The sequence below is a fragment of the Curtobacterium sp. VKM Ac-2922 genome (assembly GCF_022815645.1).
In the GTDB taxonomy this organism is placed as follows: Bacteria; Actinomycetota; Actinomycetes; order Actinomycetales; family Microbacteriaceae; genus Curtobacterium.
Genome location: NZ_JALGRO010000016.1, coordinates 1 through 21501 on the forward strand (window position 1 = coordinate 1; position 21501 = coordinate 21501).

At 70.1% G+C, this 21501-nt stretch carries 19 protein-coding genes; 9 read left to right on the forward strand and 10 right to left on the reverse strand.

Going from position 1 to position 21501, the window contains the following annotated elements:
- Positions 1–88: 88 nt before the first annotated feature.
- Positions 89–1105 (reverse strand): LacI family DNA-binding transcriptional regulator, encoded by a 1017-nt coding sequence (locus tag MT346_RS16410; protein WP_243564163.1) that lies wholly within the window; start codon positions 1103–1105, stop codon positions 89–91.
- Positions 1106–1260: 155 nt separating this feature from the next.
- Here MT346_RS16410 and MT346_RS16415 point away from each other — a divergent pair, with 155 nt between their 5' ends.
- The 5 genes from MT346_RS16415 (at position 1261) to MT346_RS16435 (ending at position 6568) form a co-directional block, all read left to right on the forward strand.
- The gene (locus tag MT346_RS16415) at positions 1261–2496 is read left to right on the forward strand and encodes a sugar ABC transporter substrate-binding protein (protein WP_243564164.1); all 1236 of its coding nucleotides are present in this window, start codon (positions 1261–1263) and stop codon (positions 2494–2496) included.
- 149 nt (positions 2497–2645) lie between these two features.
- The gene (locus MT346_RS16420) at positions 2646–3506 is read left to right on the forward strand and encodes a carbohydrate ABC transporter permease (RefSeq protein ID WP_374202537.1); all 861 of its coding nucleotides are present in this window, start codon (positions 2646–2648) and stop codon (positions 3504–3506) included.
- The gene (locus tag MT346_RS16425; RefSeq protein ID WP_243564165.1) at positions 3503–4393 is read left to right on the forward strand and encodes a carbohydrate ABC transporter permease; all 891 of its coding nucleotides are present in this window, start codon (positions 3503–3505) and stop codon (positions 4391–4393) included. Before MT346_RS16420 ends, MT346_RS16425 begins: the two co-directional genes overlap by 4 nt.
- 100 nt (positions 4394–4493) lie before the next feature.
- Positions 4494–5360 carry a ThuA domain-containing protein gene (locus MT346_RS16430; protein WP_243564166.1) on the forward strand — a complete coding sequence of 289 codons (867 nt, stop codon included), beginning with the start codon at positions 4494–4496 and terminating at the stop codon, positions 5358–5360.
- Positions 5357–6568 carry a Gfo/Idh/MocA family protein gene (locus MT346_RS16435; RefSeq protein WP_243564167.1) on the forward strand — a complete coding sequence of 404 codons (1212 nt, stop codon included), beginning with the start codon at positions 5357–5359 and terminating at the stop codon, positions 6566–6568. Before MT346_RS16430 ends, MT346_RS16435 begins: the two co-directional genes overlap by 4 nt.
- A gap of 115 nt (positions 6569–6683) precedes the next feature.
- Here the strand turns inward: MT346_RS16435 and MT346_RS16440 are convergent, their stop codons facing one another.
- Complete coding sequence (locus tag MT346_RS16440) at positions 6684–7148, reverse strand: MarR family winged helix-turn-helix transcriptional regulator (protein WP_243564168.1); 465 nt, start codon at positions 7146–7148, stop codon at positions 6684–6686.
- Between the two features lie 168 nt (positions 7149–7316).
- On the opposite strand from MT346_RS16440, the gene MT346_RS16445 reads away from it, so the two are divergent.
- Together MT346_RS16445 and MT346_RS16450 are read left to right on the forward strand one after the other, a co-directional pair.
- The gene (locus MT346_RS16445) at positions 7317–9476 is read left to right on the forward strand and encodes an MDR family MFS transporter (RefSeq protein WP_243564169.1); all 2160 of its coding nucleotides are present in this window, start codon (positions 7317–7319) and stop codon (positions 9474–9476) included.
- A gap of 4 nt (positions 9477–9480) precedes the next feature.
- Entirely contained in the window at positions 9481–10068 is a 588-nt protein-coding gene (locus MT346_RS16450; protein ID WP_243564170.1) for a TetR/AcrR family transcriptional regulator, read from the forward strand.
- A 296-nt stretch (positions 10069–10364) separates the two neighbouring features.
- On the opposite strand, the gene opgC is transcribed toward MT346_RS16450, so the two are convergent.
- From opgC to MT346_RS16470, 4 genes are all read right to left on the reverse strand, one after another.
- Positions 10365–12878, reverse strand: coding sequence for an OpgC domain-containing protein (opgC, locus tag MT346_RS16455; RefSeq protein ID WP_243564171.1), 2514 nt, complete (start codon positions 12876–12878; stop codon positions 10365–10367).
- A 26-nt stretch (positions 12879–12904) separates the two neighbouring features.
- The gene (locus MT346_RS16460) at positions 12905–13306 is read right to left on the reverse strand and encodes an ATP-binding protein (RefSeq protein ID WP_243564172.1); all 402 of its coding nucleotides are present in this window, start codon (positions 13304–13306) and stop codon (positions 12905–12907) included.
- Complete coding sequence (locus MT346_RS16465) at positions 13303–15324, reverse strand: glycosyltransferase (protein ID WP_243564173.1); 2022 nt, start codon at positions 15322–15324, stop codon at positions 13303–13305. The genes MT346_RS16460 and MT346_RS16465 overlap by 4 nt, the downstream gene beginning before the upstream one ends.
- Positions 15325–15492: 168 nt before the next feature.
- The gene (locus tag MT346_RS16470; protein ID WP_243564174.1) at positions 15493–16251 is read right to left on the reverse strand and encodes a TetR/AcrR family transcriptional regulator; all 759 of its coding nucleotides are present in this window, start codon (positions 16249–16251) and stop codon (positions 15493–15495) included.
- A gap of 125 nt (positions 16252–16376) precedes the next feature.
- Here MT346_RS16470 and MT346_RS16475 point away from each other — a divergent pair, with 125 nt between their 5' ends.
- Positions 16377–17318, forward strand: coding sequence for an NAD-dependent epimerase/dehydratase family protein (locus MT346_RS16475; protein WP_243564175.1), 942 nt, complete (start codon positions 16377–16379; stop codon positions 17316–17318).
- Between the two features lie 70 nt (positions 17319–17388).
- Here MT346_RS16475 and MT346_RS16480 read toward each other — a convergent pair whose 3' ends face one another.
- The 4 genes from MT346_RS16480 to MT346_RS16495 form a co-directional block, all read right to left on the reverse strand.
- Complete coding sequence (locus MT346_RS16480; RefSeq protein ID WP_243564176.1) at positions 17389–19158, reverse strand: DEAD/DEAH box helicase; 1770 nt, start codon at positions 19156–19158, stop codon at positions 17389–17391.
- A 240-nt stretch (positions 19159–19398) separates the two neighbouring features.
- Positions 19399–19908, reverse strand: a complete 510-nt coding sequence (locus MT346_RS16485; RefSeq protein ID WP_243564177.1) for a hypothetical protein — start codon at positions 19906–19908, stop codon at positions 19399–19401.
- Entirely contained in the window at positions 19905–20396 is a 492-nt protein-coding gene (locus tag MT346_RS16490; RefSeq protein ID WP_243564178.1) for a hypothetical protein, read from the reverse strand. Before MT346_RS16490 ends, MT346_RS16485 begins: the two co-directional genes overlap by 4 nt.
- Positions 20393–21070 carry a TetR/AcrR family transcriptional regulator gene (locus MT346_RS16495; RefSeq protein WP_243564179.1) on the reverse strand — a complete coding sequence of 226 codons (678 nt, stop codon included), beginning with the start codon at positions 21068–21070 and terminating at the stop codon, positions 20393–20395. The genes MT346_RS16490 and MT346_RS16495 overlap by 4 nt, the downstream gene beginning before the upstream one ends.
- A gap of 59 nt (positions 21071–21129) precedes the next feature.
- Here MT346_RS16495 and MT346_RS16500 point away from each other — a divergent pair, with 59 nt between their 5' ends.
- A complete protein-coding gene (locus MT346_RS16500) occupies positions 21130–21501 on the forward strand; it encodes a VOC family protein (protein WP_243564180.1) in 372 nt (123 codons plus the stop codon).

Sequence of the window (21501 nt, forward strand, 5' to 3'; positions counted from 1 at the left end):
CCTGTTCACGAAGACCTCACGGTCGAACTGACGCGACCGACAGGAGGCGCGGTGCCAGCTGGCACCGAGCCTCCTGTCCGTCCGTGGGTCAGGACGAAGCGACGGCCGTCGACTCGGCGACGCGCAACTCGCAGGGCAGCAGGAAGTGCGGCAGCTCGACCGAGGTGCCGTCCAACTGGTCGATCAGGGCGTCGGCGGCACGGACGCCGAGTTCGCGACCCGGGGCGACCATCGTCGACAGTCGCGGGTAGTGCTGGTCGCCGTTCGCGCTCGACGACGCGATGCTCAGCACCGAGACGTCCTCGGGGACCCGGCGCCCGGCCGCGTACAGGCCGACGAGCAGCCCCGCCGACGAGTCGTCCTTCATGACGAGCACCGCGGTGACGTCGGAATCGACTTCGAGCAGTCGGCGCGCCGCGGCACGACCGCCGTCGCTGCCACCGTCCGCGAAGACGATCGATCCGGTGCACCCGCGGTCGGCGACCGACCGGACGAACGTGTCCTGGACGCGCTGGTGCGGTGCGTAGCCGGCCATCGGCGTGCCGTCCAGGTCCTCGAGCACGAGCCCGAACCGACGGTGCCCGAGCGCGGCGAGGTGGTCGAGGCTGTCCTCGATCGTGGTCTCGAAGTCGATGTCGACGTACGGCAGCGCACTGCTGTCACGGGTCCGGCCGATCAGGGTGAAGGGCACCTGGAGCTCGGTGAGCACGGCGACGCGGGGGTCGTCCATGCGCACCTCCATCAGGATCACGCCGTCGACCAGGCCGCCGGACACCAGGTCGTCCAGGTCGTCGCCGGCGGGGTCGACCGGCCAGAGCACCAGGTGGTAGCCGCGCTCGGACGCCCGCTCGGCCGCGGCCATGAAGAACTCGGAGGTGGTCGGGCTGAAGCGGTTGCCGGTGGTCGGGAACAGCAGCGCGATGATGCGTGTGCGTCGACTGGCCAGTGCCCGCGCGACGACGTTGTTGCGGAACTTCAGCTCGCGCATCGCGGCGGTGACCCGCGCCGTGGTCTTCGGGGTGACGTACTTGGTGCCGTTCACCACGAAGGACACCGTGGCGATCGAGACACCGGCACGGTCCGCGACCTGTTGCATCGTGGCCATGTGGTCAGCATAGCCACGAACCGATACAGAAAAGCGCTTTACAAGTAAAGCGCTTCTCTGTTAGCTTCTCGCCTCAAGAGCACAGCGACGACGATGTCGAACGGCCTCGTCGGCGCGTGTCTGCCCCAAGACCCGCCCAAGAGAAGAGCTCTGCAATGAAGCACAAGTTCACTTCCCCGTCGCGCCGGATGCGTGCGATCGTCGGCGCCGTCGCCGTCGTCGCCACGATCCCGCTGGTCCTGACCGGCTGCTCCGGTTCGGGCACCGCATCGTCGGGCTCCGGCTCGAAGAACCTCACGATCGAGGACTACTACGCGGCTAACTACAACCCGATCTACAAGCAGTGCGCCACGACCGTCGGCGCGAAGCTGACCATCAACCACGTCGCCGGTGCCGGTCTCATCGCGAAGGTGCTGCAGCAGGCATCGTCGAAGACCCTGCCCGACGTGCTCATGCTCGACAACCCCGACGTGCAGCAGATCGCATCGTCCGGTGCGCTGTCCGACCTCGGCGACTACAAGCTCGACGCGTCCGGCGACGTCCCCGGCGTCAAGGCGGCGAACACCTACAAGGGCAAGCTCTACGGCCTGCAGCCCGCCACCAACTCGATCGCGCTCTACTACAACAAGAAGATGCTCAGCGACGCCGGCATCACCCCGCCCAAGACGTGGGACGAGCTGCAGGCGGCGGCGAAGAAGCTGACCAGCGGCTCGACCTACGGCTTCGCGATGAGCAACATCAACACCTACGAGGGCACCTGGCAGTTCCTGCCGATGTTCTGGTCGAACGGCGGCAACGAGAAGAACATCGACACCACGAAGGCCACGCAGGCACTCGAGTTCGTGAAGAGCCTGCAGGACGACGGCTCGATGTCGAAGAGCTCGATCAACTGGGCCCAGGCCGACGTGAACAACCAGTTCCTGGCCGGCAAGGCCGCGATGATGATCAACGGCCCGTGGCAGCTGCCGCTGCTCAACGCCAAGAAGAGCCTGCAGTTCGACTCCGTGCCGATCCCGACCCGCACCGGGTCCGAGACCGTCGCCCCGCTCGGCGGCGAGGCGTTCACCGTCCCGCAGACCGGCAACAAGGACACGATGGCGCTCGCCGGCAAGTTCGTCGGCTGCCTGAACACCGTCAAGATGCAGAAGGTCATCGCCGGCGTCACCGGCAACGTCCCGACGAACATCGAGGCCGGCGCCGCATGGGCGACCGACCACCCGCAGGTCGCCTCGTTCGTGACCACGGTGAAGACGGCCCGCGCTCGCACCGGTGAGCTCGGACCCGACTGGCCCAAGGCCGCGACGAAGATCTACACCGCCGTGCAGCTCGCGCTGACCGGCAAGGCCGACCCCGCGGACGCCCTGAAGCAGGCGCAGTCGCAAGAGCAGTAGCACTCGGGGAGCCGGCCGTCCGGCCGGCTCCCTCCCGCGTGGAGGAAAGGACCCCCGGCGTGAGCGCCTCGACACAGACACGACCACGGACGACGCTGCCCGTGGTGACACCCCGACCCGGACAGCAACGTGCCCGGTTCCGATCCGGCGTGACCCGATGGCTCTTCGTGGTGCCGGCGGCGATCTTCGTGCTCGTGTTCTTCGGCTACCCCGTGGTCAAGAACATCATCATGTCCTTCCAGGACTACACGACCGCGACCTTCTTCACGGGCGAAGCGCCCTGGGTCGGCCTCGGCAACTACATCCAGGTGTTCCAGAGCGCGGTCTTCACCACCAGCGTCGTGAACACCGCCCTGTTCACCGCCGGCTCGATCATCCTGCAGTTCGTCATCGGGCTCGCGCTGGCGCTGTTCTTCCGGCGGCACTTCCCGCTGTCGGGCTTCCTGCGCGGCCTGCTCCTGCTGCCGTGGCTGCTCCCCCTCATCGCCTCGAGCGCGGTGTGGAAGTGGCTGCTCGACCAGGACAGCGGCGCCCTGAACCAGCTGCTCGGCGTCGTCGGCATCGCCCCGGTGCCGTGGCTGGTCAGCCCGAGCCTGGCGCTCATCGCCGTCATCGGCGTCAACGTCTGGCTCGGCATCCCGTTCAACACGACGATCCTGTACAGCGGGCTGCAGTCCGTGCCGCCCGAGCTCTACGAAGCCGCGTCCCTCGACGGTGCCACCGGGTGGAAGGCCTTCTGGCACATCACCTGGCCGAGCATCCGGAGCGTGGTCAGCGTCGTGATCGTGCTGGGGGTCGTCTACACGCTGAAGGTCGTGGACATCATCCTCGGCCTGACCGGCGGCGGCCCGGCGAACTCGACGCAGACCCTCGCCACGAACGCCTACCACCAGTCGTTCATCAACTTCCAGTTCGGCATCGGAGCCGCGGTCAGCAACGTGCTCATCGTCGTCTCGTTCGTCTTCGCCATGATCTACCTGGCCATCTCACGGAAGGCGGTCGACGAATGAGCGTCGGCATCGCGAACCAGACCGTCACCGCCACCCGTGCGCTCACCACGAAGCGGACGGCCAAGGCACCGCGACCGCGCGGCACCGTCAAGGGCATCCCGTTCACGATCCTCGGCTGCCTGTTCCTGGCGATCATGGTGTTCCCCGTCTACTGGATGGTGAACACGAGCCTGCAGGCCACCTCGGGTGCGGCCACCGCGACGTGGTTCCCGTGGAGCCCCACCTTCGCCGGGTACCAGGCGGCGTTCGCCCAGCAGGGGCAGAACTTCGTCACCAGCATGATCATCGGTCTCGGCACCGTGGTGCTGACGCTGGTCATCGCGACCCCGGCGGCCTACGGGCTGGCACGGTTCAAGATGCGCGGCACCGGGATCTTCATGCTGGTGCTCCTCATCACGCAGATGATCCCCGCGATCGTCATCGCGAACGCGCTGTACACGCTGTTCAACAACGTGGGGCTGCTCAACAGCTACATCGGCCTGATCCTGGCCGACAGTGCCGTGCAGGTGCCCTTCGCGATCCTGCTGATGCGCGCGTTCATGGAGTCGATCCCGCCGAGCCTGGTCGAAGCGGCCCTGGTCGACGGCGCCAGCGACTTCCGCGCGTTCGTGTCGATCGTCGTGCCGATCAGCCGCAACGCGATCGTCACCGCGGCGCTGTTCACCTTCCTGGGTGCCTGGGGCGACTTCCTCATCGCGCTGACCCTGACGTCGACGACCGCGGTCCGTCCGATCACCCTCGGCATCTACAACTACATCGGCTCGAACGTCACCGACTGGGGGCCCGTCATGGCGACCTCGGTCCTGGCATCGCTGCCCGCCGCCGTCCTGCTGATCTTCGCGCAGAAGTACATCGCAGCCGGCGCCCTCGGCGGTGCGGTCAAGTGACGCGGCACGGCGACGTGACGCGACGCGGTCACGTGACCGGTTCGGCCGAGCAGCACCTCCCATCACCGAACACCCCTGCGGGGGAAGAAAGCCGAACGACATGAGCGACACCACCTCCACCCCGCTGCGCATCACCGTGTGGGGCGAGAACGTCCACGAGCAGGTCGAGCAGCACGTCGCCGAGCGCTACCCCGAGGGCATGCACGGCGCGATCGCGGACGGCATCCGCGAGAACCTGCCCGAGGCCGTCGTCCGCACCGCGACGATGCAGGAGCCCGAGCACGGCCTGACCGACGAGGTCCTGGCGAACACCGACGTCCTGACCTGGTGGGGCCACGCGGCACACGCCGACGTCGACGACGCCGTGGTCGACCGGGTGCACAAGCACGTGCTGTCCGGCATGGGACTGATCGTGCTGCACTCGGGACACTGGTCGAAGATCTTCGGCAAGCTGATGGGCACGACGTGCACCCTCCGCTGGCGCAGCGAACACGACCAGGAACTCGTCTGGACCGTCAACCCGCAGCACCCGATCACCCGCGGCGTCCCGAACCCGATCGTCATCCCCGAGCAGGAGATGTACGGCGAGTACTTCGACGTCCCGACCCCCGACGAGCTCGTCTTCATCTCGGGCTTCACCGGTGGCGAGGTGTTCCGGAGCGGCATGACCTACCGCCGCGGCCTGGGGAAGATCTTCTACTTCTCCCCCGGTGACCAGGACTTCCCCGTGTACCACCACAAGGACGTCCGCCGCGTGATCGCGAACGCCACCGAGTGGGCCCGCCCCGAGCGCGAGCGCGAGATCCCCACGCTCCGCCGGTACGACCTGGGCGAGTACTTCGACGGCCAGCACTACCGCGGCCCGTTCGACGACGCCCCGGTCGAGTCGGTCGACGAGCACGAGCACGAGCACGAGCACGAGCACGAGCAGCAGGCGGCCCCGGCCCCCGAGGGGGCGCAGGCATGACGCTCCGGGTGGTCCAGGTCGGCGCGGGCGGGATGGGCCGCGCCTGGCTCAGCACCGTCGCCGCCGACCCGGACGTTGAACTGGTCGGCATCGTCGACCTGGACCTCGACGTCGCCCGCGCCGGTGCCGAACTGGCCGGCGACGCGTCGATCCCCGTCGGACGGAGCCTGACCGAACTGGCTGCCGAGACGGGTGCCCAGGCGGTGCTCGACATCACCGTGCCGGTCGCCCACCACCCGATCACGATGGAGGCCCTGCACGCCGGCCTGCCCGTCCTCGGCGAGAAGCCCGCGGCGCAGACCGTCGCCGAGGCCCTGTCGCTCGCCGCGGCAGCCGAGGCCACCGGGCAGCTGTTCATGGTGTCGCAGTCCCGTCGGTACAACGACCACCTGGTCGCGTTCCGGCAGCACCTGCGCGGCCTGGGCACCATCGGCACGCTGAGCACCCGGTTCGCCAAGGCCCCGCACTTCGGCGGCTTCCGCGAGGAGATGGACGACGTCCTGCTGCTCGACATGGCGATCCACCCGTTCGACTCCGCCCGGTACCTGCTCGAACGCGACCCGGTGTCGGTCTACTGCGAGTCGTACAACCCGTCGTGGTCCTGGTACCGCGGCGACGCGGCGGCCGCTGCGGTGTTCACGTTCGAGGACGACATCCGCTACGTCTACGACGGCTCGTGGTGCGCCCCGGGTGCCGAGACGTCGTGGAACGGCGACTGGCGCGCATCGGGTGCGGACGGCGCAGCACTGTGGGACGGCGACCACGACCCGACGAGCGACCTCGACGGCACACCCGGCTCCCCCGGGTCCGCCCCGAGCGTCGGCACCGAGATCGCGGGCGCACTGGCCTCGTTCGTCCGCGCGCTCGGCTCCGGCACGACGCCCGACGGCGAGGTGCACGGCAACGTCATGAGCCTGGCGATGGTCGAGGCCGCGATCGCCTCGACCCGCACCGGGCAGCGCATCGTGATCGACGAGGTGCTCGAGCAGGCGCACGCCACCGCACTGCAGGACGAGCGGGACGACGCCGCCCGCGAGCGTCTGGCCGCCTGGGGTTCGGGCCGGACCGCACTGTCCACGTCGGGCGCGCCCGCCGGCTCGCCCCCCAACCGCGGGGCGGACGGGAGGCTCGGTGCCCGCTGCCACCGAGCCTCCCGTCCGTCACGGCGCGCGCATCTACGCACGGTGCCGATGTCGGCACCGTGCTGACTTGGCGGCCGGTGCGATCTCGTCCGCCCGGTGCGAGCCTGATTCCGCGCACGGTCCGATCAACCCGGCACCGAACCGCAACCTCGCACCGTGCTCGCCGGCGCCGGCGCCGGCGTCAGCGGCGGCGCACCGCCGCCCGCAACACGTCGTCGGCGCGGTCGTTCAACCGGCCGAGCAGCACGGCCAGCGCACGCAGGTCGTCGTCGGCGAACTCCCCCACGATGTCGTCGAAGGTCTCGTCCCCGTGCACGTCGAGCTGGTCGAGCAGGCGGCGCCCCACGGGAGCGAGCTCGAGCAGGCTGGCACGGCCGTCCTCGGGGTCGGGCGTCGTACCGAGGTGCCCAGCGCTCACGAGTGACGCCACACGACGGCTGACGACCGGCCGGGACAGCCCGGTCAGCTCGGCGACCGTCGTGGCCCGAACGGGACCGAGTCGCTCGACGGCCCGCAGGATCACCCGCGCGGTCGGGTCGAGTCCGCCGCGGTCCTCGATCAGCACCGACCGCAGGGCCTGCCGGACCCAGAGCCGGTCGAGCTGCTGTCGGAGTGCTCGCTCGGAGTCGGCGCGGTCCTCGGTCACACCGCAAGCCTACGGTGACCATTTAGTTGCTTGCTGGAAGCACATGGTGTAACTTTGCAGTCACTGCAAGGTCGAGTACCGGTGTCGCCGCCCACCCCACGGGTCTGCGCCTCGACACGTCCGGTCTCCCGAGCAGCCTCCAGAACCGCTCGAACCACGAAGGAACGCATGTCAACCGCCACCGCACCCGTCCAGGTGCAGCGCGGGCGTCACGACGCCTCGGCCCCCGGCACCGCCGGACCCGGCCAGCAGCCGCTCATGACGCACCGCCAGATCCTGCTCGTCATCTACGGCCTGATGGCGGGGATGTTCCTGTCCTCGCTCGGGCAGACCGTCTTCGGCACCGCGATCCGCACGATCGGTGACGACCTGCACGGGCTGGACCAGCAGGCCTGGGTCACGACGGCGTACCTGATCACGTCGACGATCGCGACCCCGATCTACGGCAAGCTCTCCGACGTCTTCGGCCGCCGTCCCCTCTACATCTTCGGCATCGTCGTGTTCATCCTGGGCGCTGTGCTGTCGTCGATGTCCACGTCGATGCTCATGCTCGCCGGGTTCCGCGCGGTGCAGGGCATCGGCGCCGGCGCGCTGATGTCGCTGCCCCTGGCCATCATGGGCGACATCCTGGCTCCTCGTGAGCGCGCGAAGTACCAGGGCTACTTCCTGGCCGTGTTCGGCATCTCGAGCGTCATCGGTCCGCTGATCGGTGGCCTGCTCGCCGGCACGAGCGAGATCCTGTTCGTCACCGGGTGGCGCTGGGTCTTGCTGATCAACGTCCCGATCGGCATCGCCGCGCTCGTCATGGTGATCGTGTTCCTGCACCTGCCGAAGGTGCACGACAAGACCGACAAGCCCAAGGTCGACTGGTGGGGCGCGACCGCCGTCATCGTCACGCTCGTGCCGCTGCTGCTCGTCGCCGAGCAGGGACGCACCTGGGGCTGGGGCTCCCCGGCCGCCATCGCCTGCTACGTCATCGGTGTCGTCGGCCTGGTCACGCTGCTGATCGTCGAGTCGAAGACGGGCGACGCGGCGATCATCCCGCTCAAGCTCTTCCGCTCGGGCACGTTCTCGATGGCGACCGTCATCGGCTTCCTGGTCGGCTTCGCGATGTTCGGGGCCATGCTGACCATCCCGCTGTACCTGCAGATCGTCGTCGGCCTGAGCCCGACCCAGTCCGGCTTCGCCACGCTGCCGCTCGTGGGTGGCCTGATGATCGCGTCGATCACCTCCGGGCAGATCGTCGCCCGCGTCGGTCGCTACCGGATCTTCCCCGTCATCGGCACCGCACTGGTGTCGGCCGGCTACGTCGTCCTGACGTTCATGTCGATCGACAAGCCGCTGTGGTTCCTGATGATCGGCATGTTCCTGATCGGCCTGGGGCTCGGCTCGGTCATGCAGTCGCTGACCCTGGCATCCCAGGGTTCGGTCGAAGCGCGGGACATGGGCGTCGCGACGTCGTCCGCCACGTTCTTCCGCCAGATCGGTGGCACGCTCGGCACCGCCGTCCTGCTGTCGATCCTGTTCTCCGTCATGCCGGCGAACATCCTCAGCGCCACGGCGGACAAGGGCACCCTGTCCGACGGGCTCGACGCCGCGCTCAACCCGACGGTCGCCAGCGCCCAGCGCAACCAGGGCGTCATCGAGAAGATCTGGCAGCCGATCACCGGCCCGGTCCAGCAGCAGGTGGCCGACGGCCTGGACGACGCCACCACCGATGCCAAGCAGGCCGCGGACGAGGCCGTCACGCAGCAGGTCACCGCCGCCGTGCAGGCGCAGGTCGCCGCCGGAACGGTCCCTGCAGCGGCAGCGCAGACGGTCATCGACCAGCAGGTCGCCGCCGCCACCCCGGCCGCCGAGGCCACCGCCCTGCAGACGGTCGCATCGAAGGCCCACGCCACGGTGCAGGACGGCGCACTCGTCGTCGACTGGTCGAACGCCTCCGACCGGCAGTACTACGTCGACCAGGCCGTGCCGTCGATCATCGACACGCTCGAGCAGCAGTCGACGGACAGCGGCTCCAGCGTGTCGAGCACGAACGACACCTCGTTCCTGACCGGCGCCGACGCCCGCCTGACCCGCCCGTTCATGGCCGGCTTCAACGCCTCGTCCGTCACGATCTACTGGGTCGGACTCGGCGTCATCCTGCTGGCGTTCGTGCTGAGCTGGTTCTTCAAGGTGCCGCCGCTGCGCGCACGGTCGGCACTGCAGGAGCGCGCGGACCTGTCCGCCGAGGCACAGCTCGAGGTCGACGCGGGGCTCGCCGCCGCCGAGGCGGGGTCCTTCACCGGCCCGATGACCGGCTCCACGCCGACCGTCCGGCGGTGACCCGGTGACCTCCGTCGAGACACCCACCGAAGCGGACGGTTCCTGCACGCTCCGCGAGCGGAAGAAGCAGCAGACCCGCCACGCGATCCACGACGCGGCAGCCCGGCTGGTCGGGGAGCAGGGACTGGGCGGGGTCACCGTGGAGCAGATCTGCGCCGAGGCGGACGTCTCGCCGCGGACCTTCTTCAACTACTTCCCGTCGAAGGCCGACGCGGCGCTCGGGTTCCCGCCGAACTCCGTGCCCGGGCCGGTCCGGCAGCGCTTCCTGTCCTCGGACGGGCCGCTCGTACCGGACCTGTGCGACCTCGTCGCGCACACGGTCGCACTCCCCCAGGACCGTGACCGCGCCCGGCAGCTCGTGCAGCGGCACCCCGAGGTGATGCCGACCATGCTCGACTGGATGGCGGCGACCCGCAGCGCCGTGATCGAGGTCGCCGCCGAACGCACCGACACGCAGACCGCGCGCACCGCCGTCACCCTGGTGATGGCGGCACTCATCGAGGTCGCGCACCGCACGTCCGTCGCCGACGGCGACGAGCTCGCCACGGTGCTGGGCGACGTGGTGACGGAGATGGGCCGCATGGCGTCCTGATCGCGACCACCTGACGGACGGGAGGCCCGGTGCCAGCTGGCACCGGGCCTCCCGTCCGTCGCGTGGTGCGTCAGCGCGTCCGCTCTCGCTCTGTGCCCGTGGTGCGGCGTCAGCCGCGTGGTGCGAGACAACAGGCGCGCACCGCGCCGTCAACCCGGCACCGGCGGCCAACCTCGCACCGTGCGCAGTCGCTTTGCCCTGTGCCCGTGGTGCGGCGTCAGCAGCGTGGTGCGAGACAACAGGCGCGCACCACGCCGTCAACCCGGCACCGGCGGCCAACCTCGCACCGTGCGCGGTCAGCGCGGGATGACGCTGAACAGGAACTTCTTCCGGACCATGTACCACGCCAGCAGGATGAGGGCCGAGTGCACGACGAAGCCGATCCAGAAGTCGCCCCAGGGGACTCCCGGGATGGACGCGATGGCCAGCGCGAAGAACACCTGCCAGACGAACACGTAGAGACTGGCCTGCCCGATCGGGATCCACAGCCAGCCGATGGCGGCGGCGATCGGCTTCCAGAACACCGTCAGGATGGCGTACGACACGATCGCGAAGAACGCGATGTCGACCAGGCGCCCCCACTGCAGGTCGACGCGCTGGTAGGCCGTGTTGTACAGGTCGTCGTACATCGACGTGGGGAACGGCGTCGGGGTGAATCCCGCGTGGTTCGCCGCCCAGACGTAGACCAGGAACACCGCGTACCCGCCGATCGCGATCCCGATCAGGACCTTGCCGAGCCGACTGGTCAGCGCCCCGACGACCTGGCGGCGGTAGTACCCGAGCACCAGTCCGTGCGTGAACACCACCTGCCAGGTCAGCAGCGGGAAGACGGCGTTGAACTGCGAGTTCAGGGGTGCGAAGTCCGGGTTGAGGGCCTGGAACACGTAGAGCGCCCAGCTGACGATCAGCACCGCCCACCAGAAGCCGCGCCGGATCACCCAGAGCAGCAGCGGGATGAACAGACTCAGCACCACGAACAGGCCCATGATGTTGAACGGCCACGGGCCCATCTCGAGCAGCAGGAACTGCCGGATCGCGAACCACGGCGGCGGGTAGGCCAGCAGCTGCATCGCGTTCGGGTACAGGTCGTACACGCGCCCCTCGGCACCCACACCCCCGGTGCCGGTGCCCCGGTCGGTGAACGTCGTGATCGCGTCGGTGTTCAGGAACGGGATGAAGCTCAGCGCGAAGACCACCGCGATCACCACGAGCGTGACGACGTACTGCTTGCGCGCACGTTTCAACGCCCCGACGGCGGCGACCCACTCGCCGAACTTCGCGATCGCCAGCGGGTAGGTCATGCCGAGCACCATGCCGGACAGGAACACGAACATCTCCGCGCCCGTGATCGCCCCGACGGCGTGCAACGTCAGGTACGAGTAGGGGCCACCGATCTCGATGTGGGTGATCACCACCGCCAGGATGATGAACCCGCGGAACAGGTCGAGGCGCAGGTCACGCCCGGCCTTGCCGTCGTCCGGGTACCGCCAGCTCGGCAGCAACCGGCCGAACAGTCCGCTCAGCAGGAACACGGCCGCCAGCCCGGCGGCGCACCAGACGATCCACGCCATCTGGTCGCCGCCGGTGTCGAGCTGCTGGTTCGTCGCCGCGGCGCCGTCCTGCGGTGTCACGCGTTCGGTGACCGGACCGAACACGAACCGGTCGGTGCCCTGCAGGTCGGTGCGGAACGAGCCCGCGATCCCCGGCACCGCGGTGTCGCGCCAGTCGGCGACCCGGTTGCCGGCCTCGGGCTCGCGACGGTTCGTCTCGAGGAAGGTGACCCCGCGGACGAGCGGCCGTGACTCGATCGCGCTGAAGACCTGCCGCCACCACCCCTGCTTGACGTCGAGTTCGGCGGCGCCCTTGAGCGAGTGGTCGTACAGCGCACCCGTGTCGAGCAGCATCGGCCGGTCGTGCCCCGCGGCGAAGCGCGTGTAGAAGTCGCCCTGCTGCGGCTGCTGGTACCCCCACGTCTCGGCGAAGCGGGCAGCGACCTCGCCCGACTCGGGGACGTCGTTCGTCGTGAGCGGGACGTCGCGTCCAGCGGCCTCGGTCGCCTTGCCCTTGCCGAAGTAGTACATCGACATGCCGACCCAGTCGACCGAGGAGTCGCCGGGCCAGTACGGCTGGTAGGGGTCGTCGGCCGCGGTGAGCTGGCCGTCGCCGTTCGTGTCGAGCTTGGCGGTGTCGGTGGCGGACAGGTCCTGCAACCGTCCCGCGGACTGGCCGAACGGGTAGCCCGCGCCGTACGACGGGGACCAGACCATCAGGGCCTCGGAGGACCCCCGGTGGACCGCGGACGCCAGGGTCCGGAAGGCCTTGACGTACTGCGTGGGCTGCTGCCCCCAGCGCACCCACGTGCCGTTCATCTGCGGTGCGAACCGCACGAGCACCTGGGTGCGGTACTGCTGGTGTACCTGTTCGAGCAGGTCGTCGGCATGCCGTGCATCGGCTGCGGTCAGGGAGCGCAGGGCGACGTCGGGCTCGAGGCTGACCACGAGGGTCGCACCCTGCGCGGCGGCGGCCCGGGTCGCGCGGAGCAGCTGCTTCTGCGCGGCGGTGTCGATCGGGTAGTCGATCTCGACGGCGTAGCTGGACGGGACCGCTCCGAGCCGGCCCGCGTACCCGTCGGGTGCGTCGGAGCCCCAGTCGAGATCAGGGCCGAACCACGCCTTGTCGGACGCCGGGGCGATGGCGGCCGCTGTGATCGTCCTCGCCGTGGATGTCGTGGATGTCCCGGAAGTCGCGGCGGTCGTGGCCTGGGCGGGCAGCGCTCCGCCGAGGGCGAGCGTGCCCGCGACGACCAGCATGGTGAGGATTCTGATGGCTGTGCGCCTCACCGGGTGCACACCAGGGTCCACACGTTGTGACCGCCCTCGTGCCGGTGCTCGAGCCGGTCGAGCGCAGCGATCGCCAGGGCGAGTCCGCGGCCGCTCTCCGCATCGACGTCGGCCATGGTGACGGCGCTCAGGTCGATGTCGACCGGCAGCCCGTTGTCGCGGAGCACGGCGGTGAGCGCTCGGTCGGTGGCCTGGAGCTCGACGGTGTACCGCCGGCCGGCCTGGCGATCGGCGCGGGCGGTGTGCTCGACGATGTTCGCGGCGATCTCGGCCACCGCCGTCTCGAGTGCGAAGCGGTGCGCGGCGTCGTCGATGCCGAGCCCGTCCCACCAGGCGCCGAAGCGGTCCTGCACGGTGTCCAGGCTCTCGGGGACGGCGGGGACGTCGAACGCGGTCACAGGGGTCCTCCGGAGGTGGTCGACTCGTGCTCGGACTGGACGGTGCCGGGGCCGCGGTACAGGACGGCCCGGATCACGATGCTGAAGATGAACAGGTCGAACACCACCCAGGCGGTGTTGACCAGCGGTGCGATGCCGGCCGCCTGCCCGCTCAGGTAGCGGATCCCGATCAGCACCAGCGCGCCGACGAGCGCCCCCATCGCGAACAGCTGCGGTCGGACGAGGTCCCAGCGCGGCTTCGCCTGGGCGTCGTCGCGCACCTTCGGGGTGACCCGGAACCCCAGGGGCTTGCCGCGGAAGACGTTCTGGAACGCGCTGGTCACGCTCTCGATCCACACCGGGAACAGCGCCAGCGAGTACTGCTGCCCGCGCCAGGTCGGACGGCCCGCGGCCACCACCCAGAACAGCAGCTGGTTGAGCACCAGGAACGGGATCAGCCGAGCGAAGAAGTCGACGCTGTAGGCCTGCACCGGCACGACCCCGAACGACAGGCACAGCACCGGGGCCGCGATGTAGACGATCGCCGCGAAGCCGGACAGGTAGCTCCACATGGTCGAGAAGTACATGAGCCGCTGCCCGAACGACAGCCCCTTCTGCACCAGCGGGTTCTCGCGGAAGAACACCTGCATGGTGCCCTGCGCCCAGCGGAGCCGCTGCACCAGCATCGTCGGCAGGTCCTCGGGGGCCAGGCCCTTCGCCAGGATCTCGTCGTGGTACGCCGACTTCCACCCCAGCCCGTGCAGACGCATCGCGGTGGCCATGTCCTCGGTCACCGAGATCGTCGCCAGGGGCATGACCGCCTGTGCTTCGTCGCCGCGGTTGACGTCGACCGCGCGGGCGAGCACAGCGATGGCCTCGATCGCGGCGACCGGTGATGCACCCCGCTGCCCGAGCACGTCGAGCGCGGCGTCGTCGAGTCCGGCGAAGGTGTCGGCGTCGGTGGACAGGGCCGCGAGCTCCTGCAGGTCGCTGCGCACGGATTCGAGGTCGGCGGCGGCGAACCGGAACGCGATCGCGTCGATCCCGCGCTGGAACTCGTAGGTGACGTCGCCGAGCGGCTCGTCACGGCTCATCTGGTCGCGCGCGCGGTCCACCACGCCCTGGGCGTCGTCGAGGGCCTCGATCACGCGCTGGTCGGTCTCGAGCTCACGTGCGCGGGACAGGAGCTTGCGCGAGGTGCGCAGGGTGCGTTCGACCGAGGCCTCGACTTCGCGCACGTAGCGGGAGATGCCGAGCTGCATCAGGGCCTCGCGCCGCAGGATCGCGTTGGAGCCGCAGAAGAACGCCGCGTTCCAGCCGTCCTTCGACTGCTGGATCGGGCCGTAGAACAGGGGCGCCTGGCTGCCGAGCAGGTCGGCGTCGGGGACGTTCTCGAACCACTGCGGCGTCTGCACGAGCGCCATCCGGGGGTCCTTGAAGTAGCCGAGCGTGCGGTCGAGGATCGCCGGGTCGGGGACCTGGTCGGCGTCGAGGATGAGCAGGAACTCGCCCTGCGTCGCCATCAGGGCGTTGTTGAGGTTGCCGGCCTTGGCGTGCCGGGGGCGATCGACCCAGTCCTGCCCGCGGGTGATCACACCGAGCCCCAGCTGCTCGGCCGCCTGACGCATCTCCGGGCGGTTGCCGTCGTCGAGGATCCACGTGCTGTGCGGGTAGCGGATCGCCTTCGCTGCGGTGGCGGTGCGCATCACCAGGTCGATCGGCTCGTTGTACGTGGTGATGAAGACGTCGACGGTGACCTCGGTCGCCGGGGTGGTCGGTGGTTCACCCCGCTCGCGCAGCCGCCACGCACCGAACGCGAACAGCAGCGAGTCGATCACGCTGTAGGTCTCGGCCAGGATGAGCGGCACGGCGATCCACCACGAGTGCCAGTTCACGGATGCAGCCCACCGCCACACGACGTAGTTCAGCCCGGCGAGCGATGCCAGCAGCGCCACCGTGCGGACGGCGATGATCCGTCGACGCGCGGTGCCCGTGGCGAGCCGCCTGCGGTCCTGGCGACTGAGGTCGAGCGCGGTCATCGTGCGGCTCCCGAGCCGACGTCCGACGTCGTGGTGCGCTGCAAGGTGTCTCCTGATCCGGCGGCGGTCTCGGTGCTCCGTCCGTCGGGTCGGGCTCGGCACCACGACCTGTCTACCTCAGGGACCGGGTGCTTGTCAGTGCGCCGCCCCGATCTGGGGACGCAACGGTCACGCCGACGCGGATGCCGGACGCGCTCCCGCGGGCGCGGCCGCGGCCGCGAACCCGATGTCCGCCGCCAACCGCTCGGCCACCAGGTCGAAGTACCGCTCGTGGTCGCCCACCGACCCGACGTAGTGGCCGAACAACTCGAAGGACACCGTGCCGTACACCGCGGTCCACGCCATCAGGGTCCGCATCACCGCCTCGGCCGGAGTGTCCTCGCTGATCCCCCGCGACCGGATGTACGCGACAGCGCCGTCCACCACGGAGCCGACCGGCGCAGGCGGCGGGACGATCGACGACGGCGGTGTGTCCCCGCCGTCCATCGCGTCGATGACGGTCCGGACCAGCACCAGGACCACGCGGGTGGCGGGCACGATCGTCTCCTGGGGCGCAGCGTACCCGGGCACCGGCGAGCCGTACAGCAGCGCGAAGTCCCCGGGGTGCGCGAGCGACCACGTGCGGATCGCCCGGCACGCGGCCATCCACCGCCCGCCGACGTCGGATCGGTCGTGCGCGGCGTCGGCGGCCTCGACCGCGGCACCGAGCTCGTCGTAGTCCTGCACCAGCAGTGCGGTCAGCAGGTCGTCGCGGCTCGGGAAGTAGCGGTAGAGCGCCGACGACACCATGCCGACGTCGCGGGCGACGGCGCGCAGGCTCAGCTGGGCCGGCCCCTCGTCCGTCAGGCGCGCGCGGGCAGCGTCGATGATCCGCGTGCGGACGGTCTCGCGAGCCAGGTCGCGTGCGGTCGGTGTCCGGTCGGTCATCCTTCCAGACTGCCACGCGAGATCACCGATCACAAACGAGAGCAGTGCTCTTGCATTTGCCGGGCAACGGTGCCATGCTCATCGAACCGAGAGCAGTGCTCTCACTTCGTACCGGGAGGAACCCCATGTCGCAGCACCACGTCGTCGTCGGCGCCGGCCCCGTCGGCCGTCACGTCGCAGCACTGCTCGCCGAACGCGGTGAACAGGTCACCGTCGTCACCCGCTCGGGCCGCGACACCGGTCTGGCCGGGGTCACCCACCGCGCGCTCGACGCCTCGGACGCCGACGCCTTGAGCCGGGTCACCGAGGGCGCGTCGGTGCTCTACAACTGCGCGAACCCGGGCGACTACACGCAGTGGGAGCGGACCTGGCCTCCGCTGGCGACGTCGTTGCTGACGACGGCGGAACGCACGGGCGCGGTCTACGCGATCACCGGCAACCTGTACCCGTACGGCCCGACGACCGGACCCATGCACGAGGGGCTGCCCGATGCGGCCACCGACCACAAGGGGGTCCTGCGCGCACGGATGTGGCAGGACGCACTCGACGCCCACCGCGCCGGACGCCTGCGCACCGTCGAGGTCCGCGCGTCGGACTACGTCGGCACCGGCATCGGCATGAACGGGCACGTCACCCGGGTGCTGCCCGGCGCACTGGCCGGCAAGGGCGTCTGGATGATCGGCCGCACCGACCTGCCGCACACCTTCACGGACGTGCTCGACGTGGCACGCACGCTGGTCGCCGCCGCTTCGGACACCGCAGCCTTCGGGCGCACGTGGATGGTGCCGTCGAACCCGCCGGTCTCGCAGACCCGGGCGCTGACGGACGTGCTCGCTGCCGCCGGCAAGCCCGCCGTGACCGTGCACCGACTGCCCGGACCGGCCCTGCGTGCGATCGGGGTGGTGTCGCCGATGATGCGGGAGATCGCCGAGATGGCCTACCAGTGGACAGCACCGTACGTGGTCGACGACAGCGCAGCGCGCGAGCACTTCGGCATCCAGCCCACGCCGTGGGACGAAGTCTGCCGCCGGACCCTGGTCGGCGTCGCCGAGCCCGCCCGCGCGTAGGCGCGGGCCGAGACGGCCGGGAGGCCCGGTGCCAGCGGGCACCGGGCCTCCTGTCCGTCAGGGGGTCGCGTCAGTAGCGCGGCCGACGCTCCGGACGCTCGTCGCGGTCCTCGCGCGGGCCGCGGCGGTAGCCGCCACCGGCGCCGCCACCACGACGGTCGGGCTTGATCTCGATCAGACGACCGCTGATGCGGGTGTCGGAGAGCTTGCCGAGCACGTCGCCGGGCATGTCCGAGGGCAGCTCGACGATCGAGAAGTCCGGCTGGATGCGGATCGCACCGAAGTCGTCGCGACGCAGGCCGCCCTCGTTCGCCAGGGCACCGACGATCTGGCGCGGCTCGACGCGGTGGCGGCGGCCGACCTCGATGCGGTACGGCGTCATCGGGACGGACCGGCGGCGGCGGTCGCCCCCGTCGTCCTCGCGGGTCTTGCGCTCGTCGCGACGCTGGTCGCGCTCCACCTGTCGGCGCAGTGCGTCCTCGGCGGGGTCGAGCAGCAGCGGGGTGTCACCCTGCGCGACCACGGCGAGCGCCGCGGCGACGTCCTGCTCGGGCACGTCGTGGTGCTCGACGTAGTGGGCGATGATGTCGCGGAAGGCGTCGATGCGGTCGCGGGACTCGAGCGCCGCCGTGATGGCGTCGTCGAACCGGGTCAGGCGGGTGACGTTGACGTCCTCGACCGAGGGCAGCGTCATCTCGGTGAGGGGCTGGCGCGTGGCCTTCTCGATCGCGATGAGCAGGCGGCGCTCACGCGGGGTGACGAAGCTGATCGCGGCACCGCTGCGGCCGGCACGACCCGTGCGGCCGATCCGGTGGACGTAGGACTCGGTGTCGACGGGGATGTCGAAGTTGACCACGTGGGTGATGCGGTCGACGTCCAGCCCGCGGGCAGCGACGTCGGTGGCGACCAGGATGTCGAGCTTGCCGGACTTCAGCTGGTTGACCGTGCGCTCGCGCTGCGCCTGGGCGACGTCACCGCTGATGGCCGCGGCCGCGTAGCCACGGGCGCGGAGCTTCTCGGCCAGGGTCTCGGTCTCGCTCTTGGTGCGGACGAAGATGATCAGGCCCTCGAAGTCCTCGACTTCGAGGATGCGGGTCAGCGCGTCGACCTTCTGCGCGTACGACACGATCAGGTAGCGCTGCGTCGTGTTGGCGGACGTGGTCGTCTTCGCCTTGACGGTGATCTCGGCCGGGTCGTTGAGGTACTGCTTCGAGATGCGGCGGATCTGCGCGGGCATCGTCGCCGAGAACAGGGCGACCTGCTTGGTGTCCGGGGTCTCGGCGAGGATCGTCTCGACGTCCTCGGCGAAGCCCATCTTGAGCATCTCGTCGGCTTCGTCGAGCACCAGGTACTTCAGCTCGGACAGGTCGAGCGTGCCCTTGGCGATGTGGTCCATGATGCGGCCGGGCGTGCCCACGACGACGTCGACGCCACGACGGAGCGCGGACAGCTGCACGCCGTAGGCCTGGCCGCCGTACACGGGGAGCACGTGCACGCCGCGCATGTGCGACGCGTACTGCTCGAACGCCTCGCACACCTGCAGCGCGAGCTCGCGGGTGGGCGAGAGCACGAGGGCCTGGGGCAGCTTGCTGCCGGCTTCCATGCGGGACAGGACGGGCAGCGCGAAGGCCGCGGTCTTGCCGGTACCGGTCTGGGCCAGGCCCACGACGTCGCGGCCCGCGAGCAGGGTCGGGATGGTGGCAGCCTGGATCGCGGACGGGGTCTCGTACCCGATCTCCTTGACAGCCTTGAGCACGGGCTCGCTGAGCCCCAGGTCGGCGAACGTCACCACGGGCCCCTCATCGATGGGGTCGGTGGTGCTGTTCGTTTCGGAGGTCATCCTGGTACGGTACCCGGTCGCGCGCCCTCGTATGAACTGCTCAGGCGGTTCGTCGCTCGTCCGGGGCGGTCCGCTGCCGGGTCCGTGCGAGGTTGCGGCCCGGTGCCGGGTTGTCGGGACCGTGCGCGGGAACAGGCTCCCACCGGGCGGACAAGCTCGCACCGGCGCCAACGCAGCACCGTGCGGACTGGAGGCGCGTGGCGGCGCCGCCACGGGCCTCCCGTCCGCACCATCACCGGCTCAGGGCGCGGGCCATTCCCAGTCACTCGTGGCACGCACCGTGCGCGCAGCGCGACGCAGCGCGCCGTGCCGGGCCAGCGCGCCCGCTGCGCCGGCCGCGAGCGAGACCGGCGTGAAGAGCACCCAGGCGAAGGGGCCGAGCGCGAGTGGAACCGCCGCGAGTGTCCCCGCCAGCAAGCACGTCGCCAGGACGTGGAGGCCGGGTCGCCGGACCGGGCGCATCAGCAGGCCGAGCAGCATCGTGAACGGCAGCGCGACCACGGCGCCGACGACTGTCGGGATCGCACCGTAGACCTCCATCATCGTCAGGACGACGAGGCCGTAGCCGACGTCACGGAACCCGGTCGACTCCCACCCCTCGGGCAGCACCGCCGGCACGGTCGCAGCGACGAGCATGCACACGGTCGTCGCGACCGGCAGGGTCGCGCCGAGCATCCAGCCCAGCGCACGGAGCTCCAGCAGGATGCTCGCCCGCCAGGTCCACGTCGGCGCGGGCAGGTCCGTGTTCATGCGGCCACCGCCGTGCGGTCGGCCCGCCGCAGCTCACGGTGTCGCGCGACTGCGGCGGCCGCCCCCGCGCCGAGGACGATGGTCGTCGACAGCGCCGACGGTGACAGCAGCGGCATCACCATCACTGCCGCGAGGGTCCCGGCGAGGGCCGAGGTCGCGACGACGTGCAGCGCTCGCGACCGGACGCGCCGGAGCGCCAGCGCGAGTCCACCGGTGAACGGCAGCGCGACGAGGGCTGCGACGAGACTGAACGGCACGGTGAGCAGGTCGATGCCGATCGTCCACGTGATCGCCGCCGGGATCGCGTGCGCCAGGTCGCTGACACTGCGGATCACGGGGTCCTCGTCGCCCCGGGACAGCAGGCGCCACGGCGTCAGCATGAAGCCGAACGCGACGATCGGCAGGGTGACCGCGACCATCCACACCCAGGCTCGCCGCTGCAGGGTGCACGCCTCGACGAACAGGTCCGGCGTGACGGCGCCACTCATGCGCCGCGCCCCGCGACGATGCCCACGATCTCGGTGACCGCACTGCGGAACGGGCGGATGCGCAGCATCGGCAGCGCGAACCGCAGCACCCCGAGCATCGCGTCGACGAGTCGCTCGGTGCGGCGCTGGCCCTCTGACGTGTCGTACGTCCAGAACAGTGCGAACAGCAGGTAGCCCATCCAGAGCGCCATCGGCAGGTCCTCGGCCAGGTCCACGGGCAGCTTCTGGCGTGATCCGGTGACGGCCTGGCGGAACAGGTCGAGCACCAGGTCACGTGCCTCGGACGACTCGGATGACAGCGGGTTGACCGGCGACCCGGGGGCCATCGCCGCGGTGAGGAACTGCGGCGCGATGGCGTGGTACTCGCGCAGGTTCGCAAGCCCGGTGCGGACCACGATGCCGATCCGGGCGGTCAGGTCGTCGGTCGTGTCGAGCAGCGGGAGTGCCGCCGCCCGGTGCTCGTGCTGCACGTCGACGTAGAGCTCCTGCACCAGGTGGTCCTTGGTCGGGAAGTGGTAGTAGGCGTTGCCCACCGACAGGCCGGCCTGCTCCGCGATGCCACGCATGGTCGTGGCGTCGTAGCCCTGCTCGCGCAGGGAGCGGATCGCCACGGCGCGGATGGTCGCCCGCGTGCGCTCCCGCTTCGGCAGCGGCTTCTCATCATTTTCGAACACGTTCAAAAACTACGCGAAGCTGCCTGGAACAGCAACCGCCGGAGGCGTACGGTTGCCGCATGACGACCGTGCGCGAGTTCCAGGTCACCTTCGACTGCGCCGATCCCGCCAGGCTCGCGCGCTTCTGGGCCGATGTCCTGGGCTACGCACTGCAGGGTGACGGCACGGCGTGCGTCGACCCGACGGGCGTGGGCCCGCGCATCTGGTTCCAGCAGGTCCCCGAGGGCAAGGTCGTCAAGAACCGGCTGCACCTGGACGTGCGGGTCGCCACCGGCCTGGTCGGTGACGAGCGGCTGCAGGCGCTCGAGACCGAGGGCTCACGAGTCGAAGCCCTCGGCGCAACCCGGGTGCGCATGCTGCTGGCCGACGGCGACGAGGAGTCGTGTCTGGTGATGCAGGACATCGAGGGCAACGAATTCTGCCTGGACTGA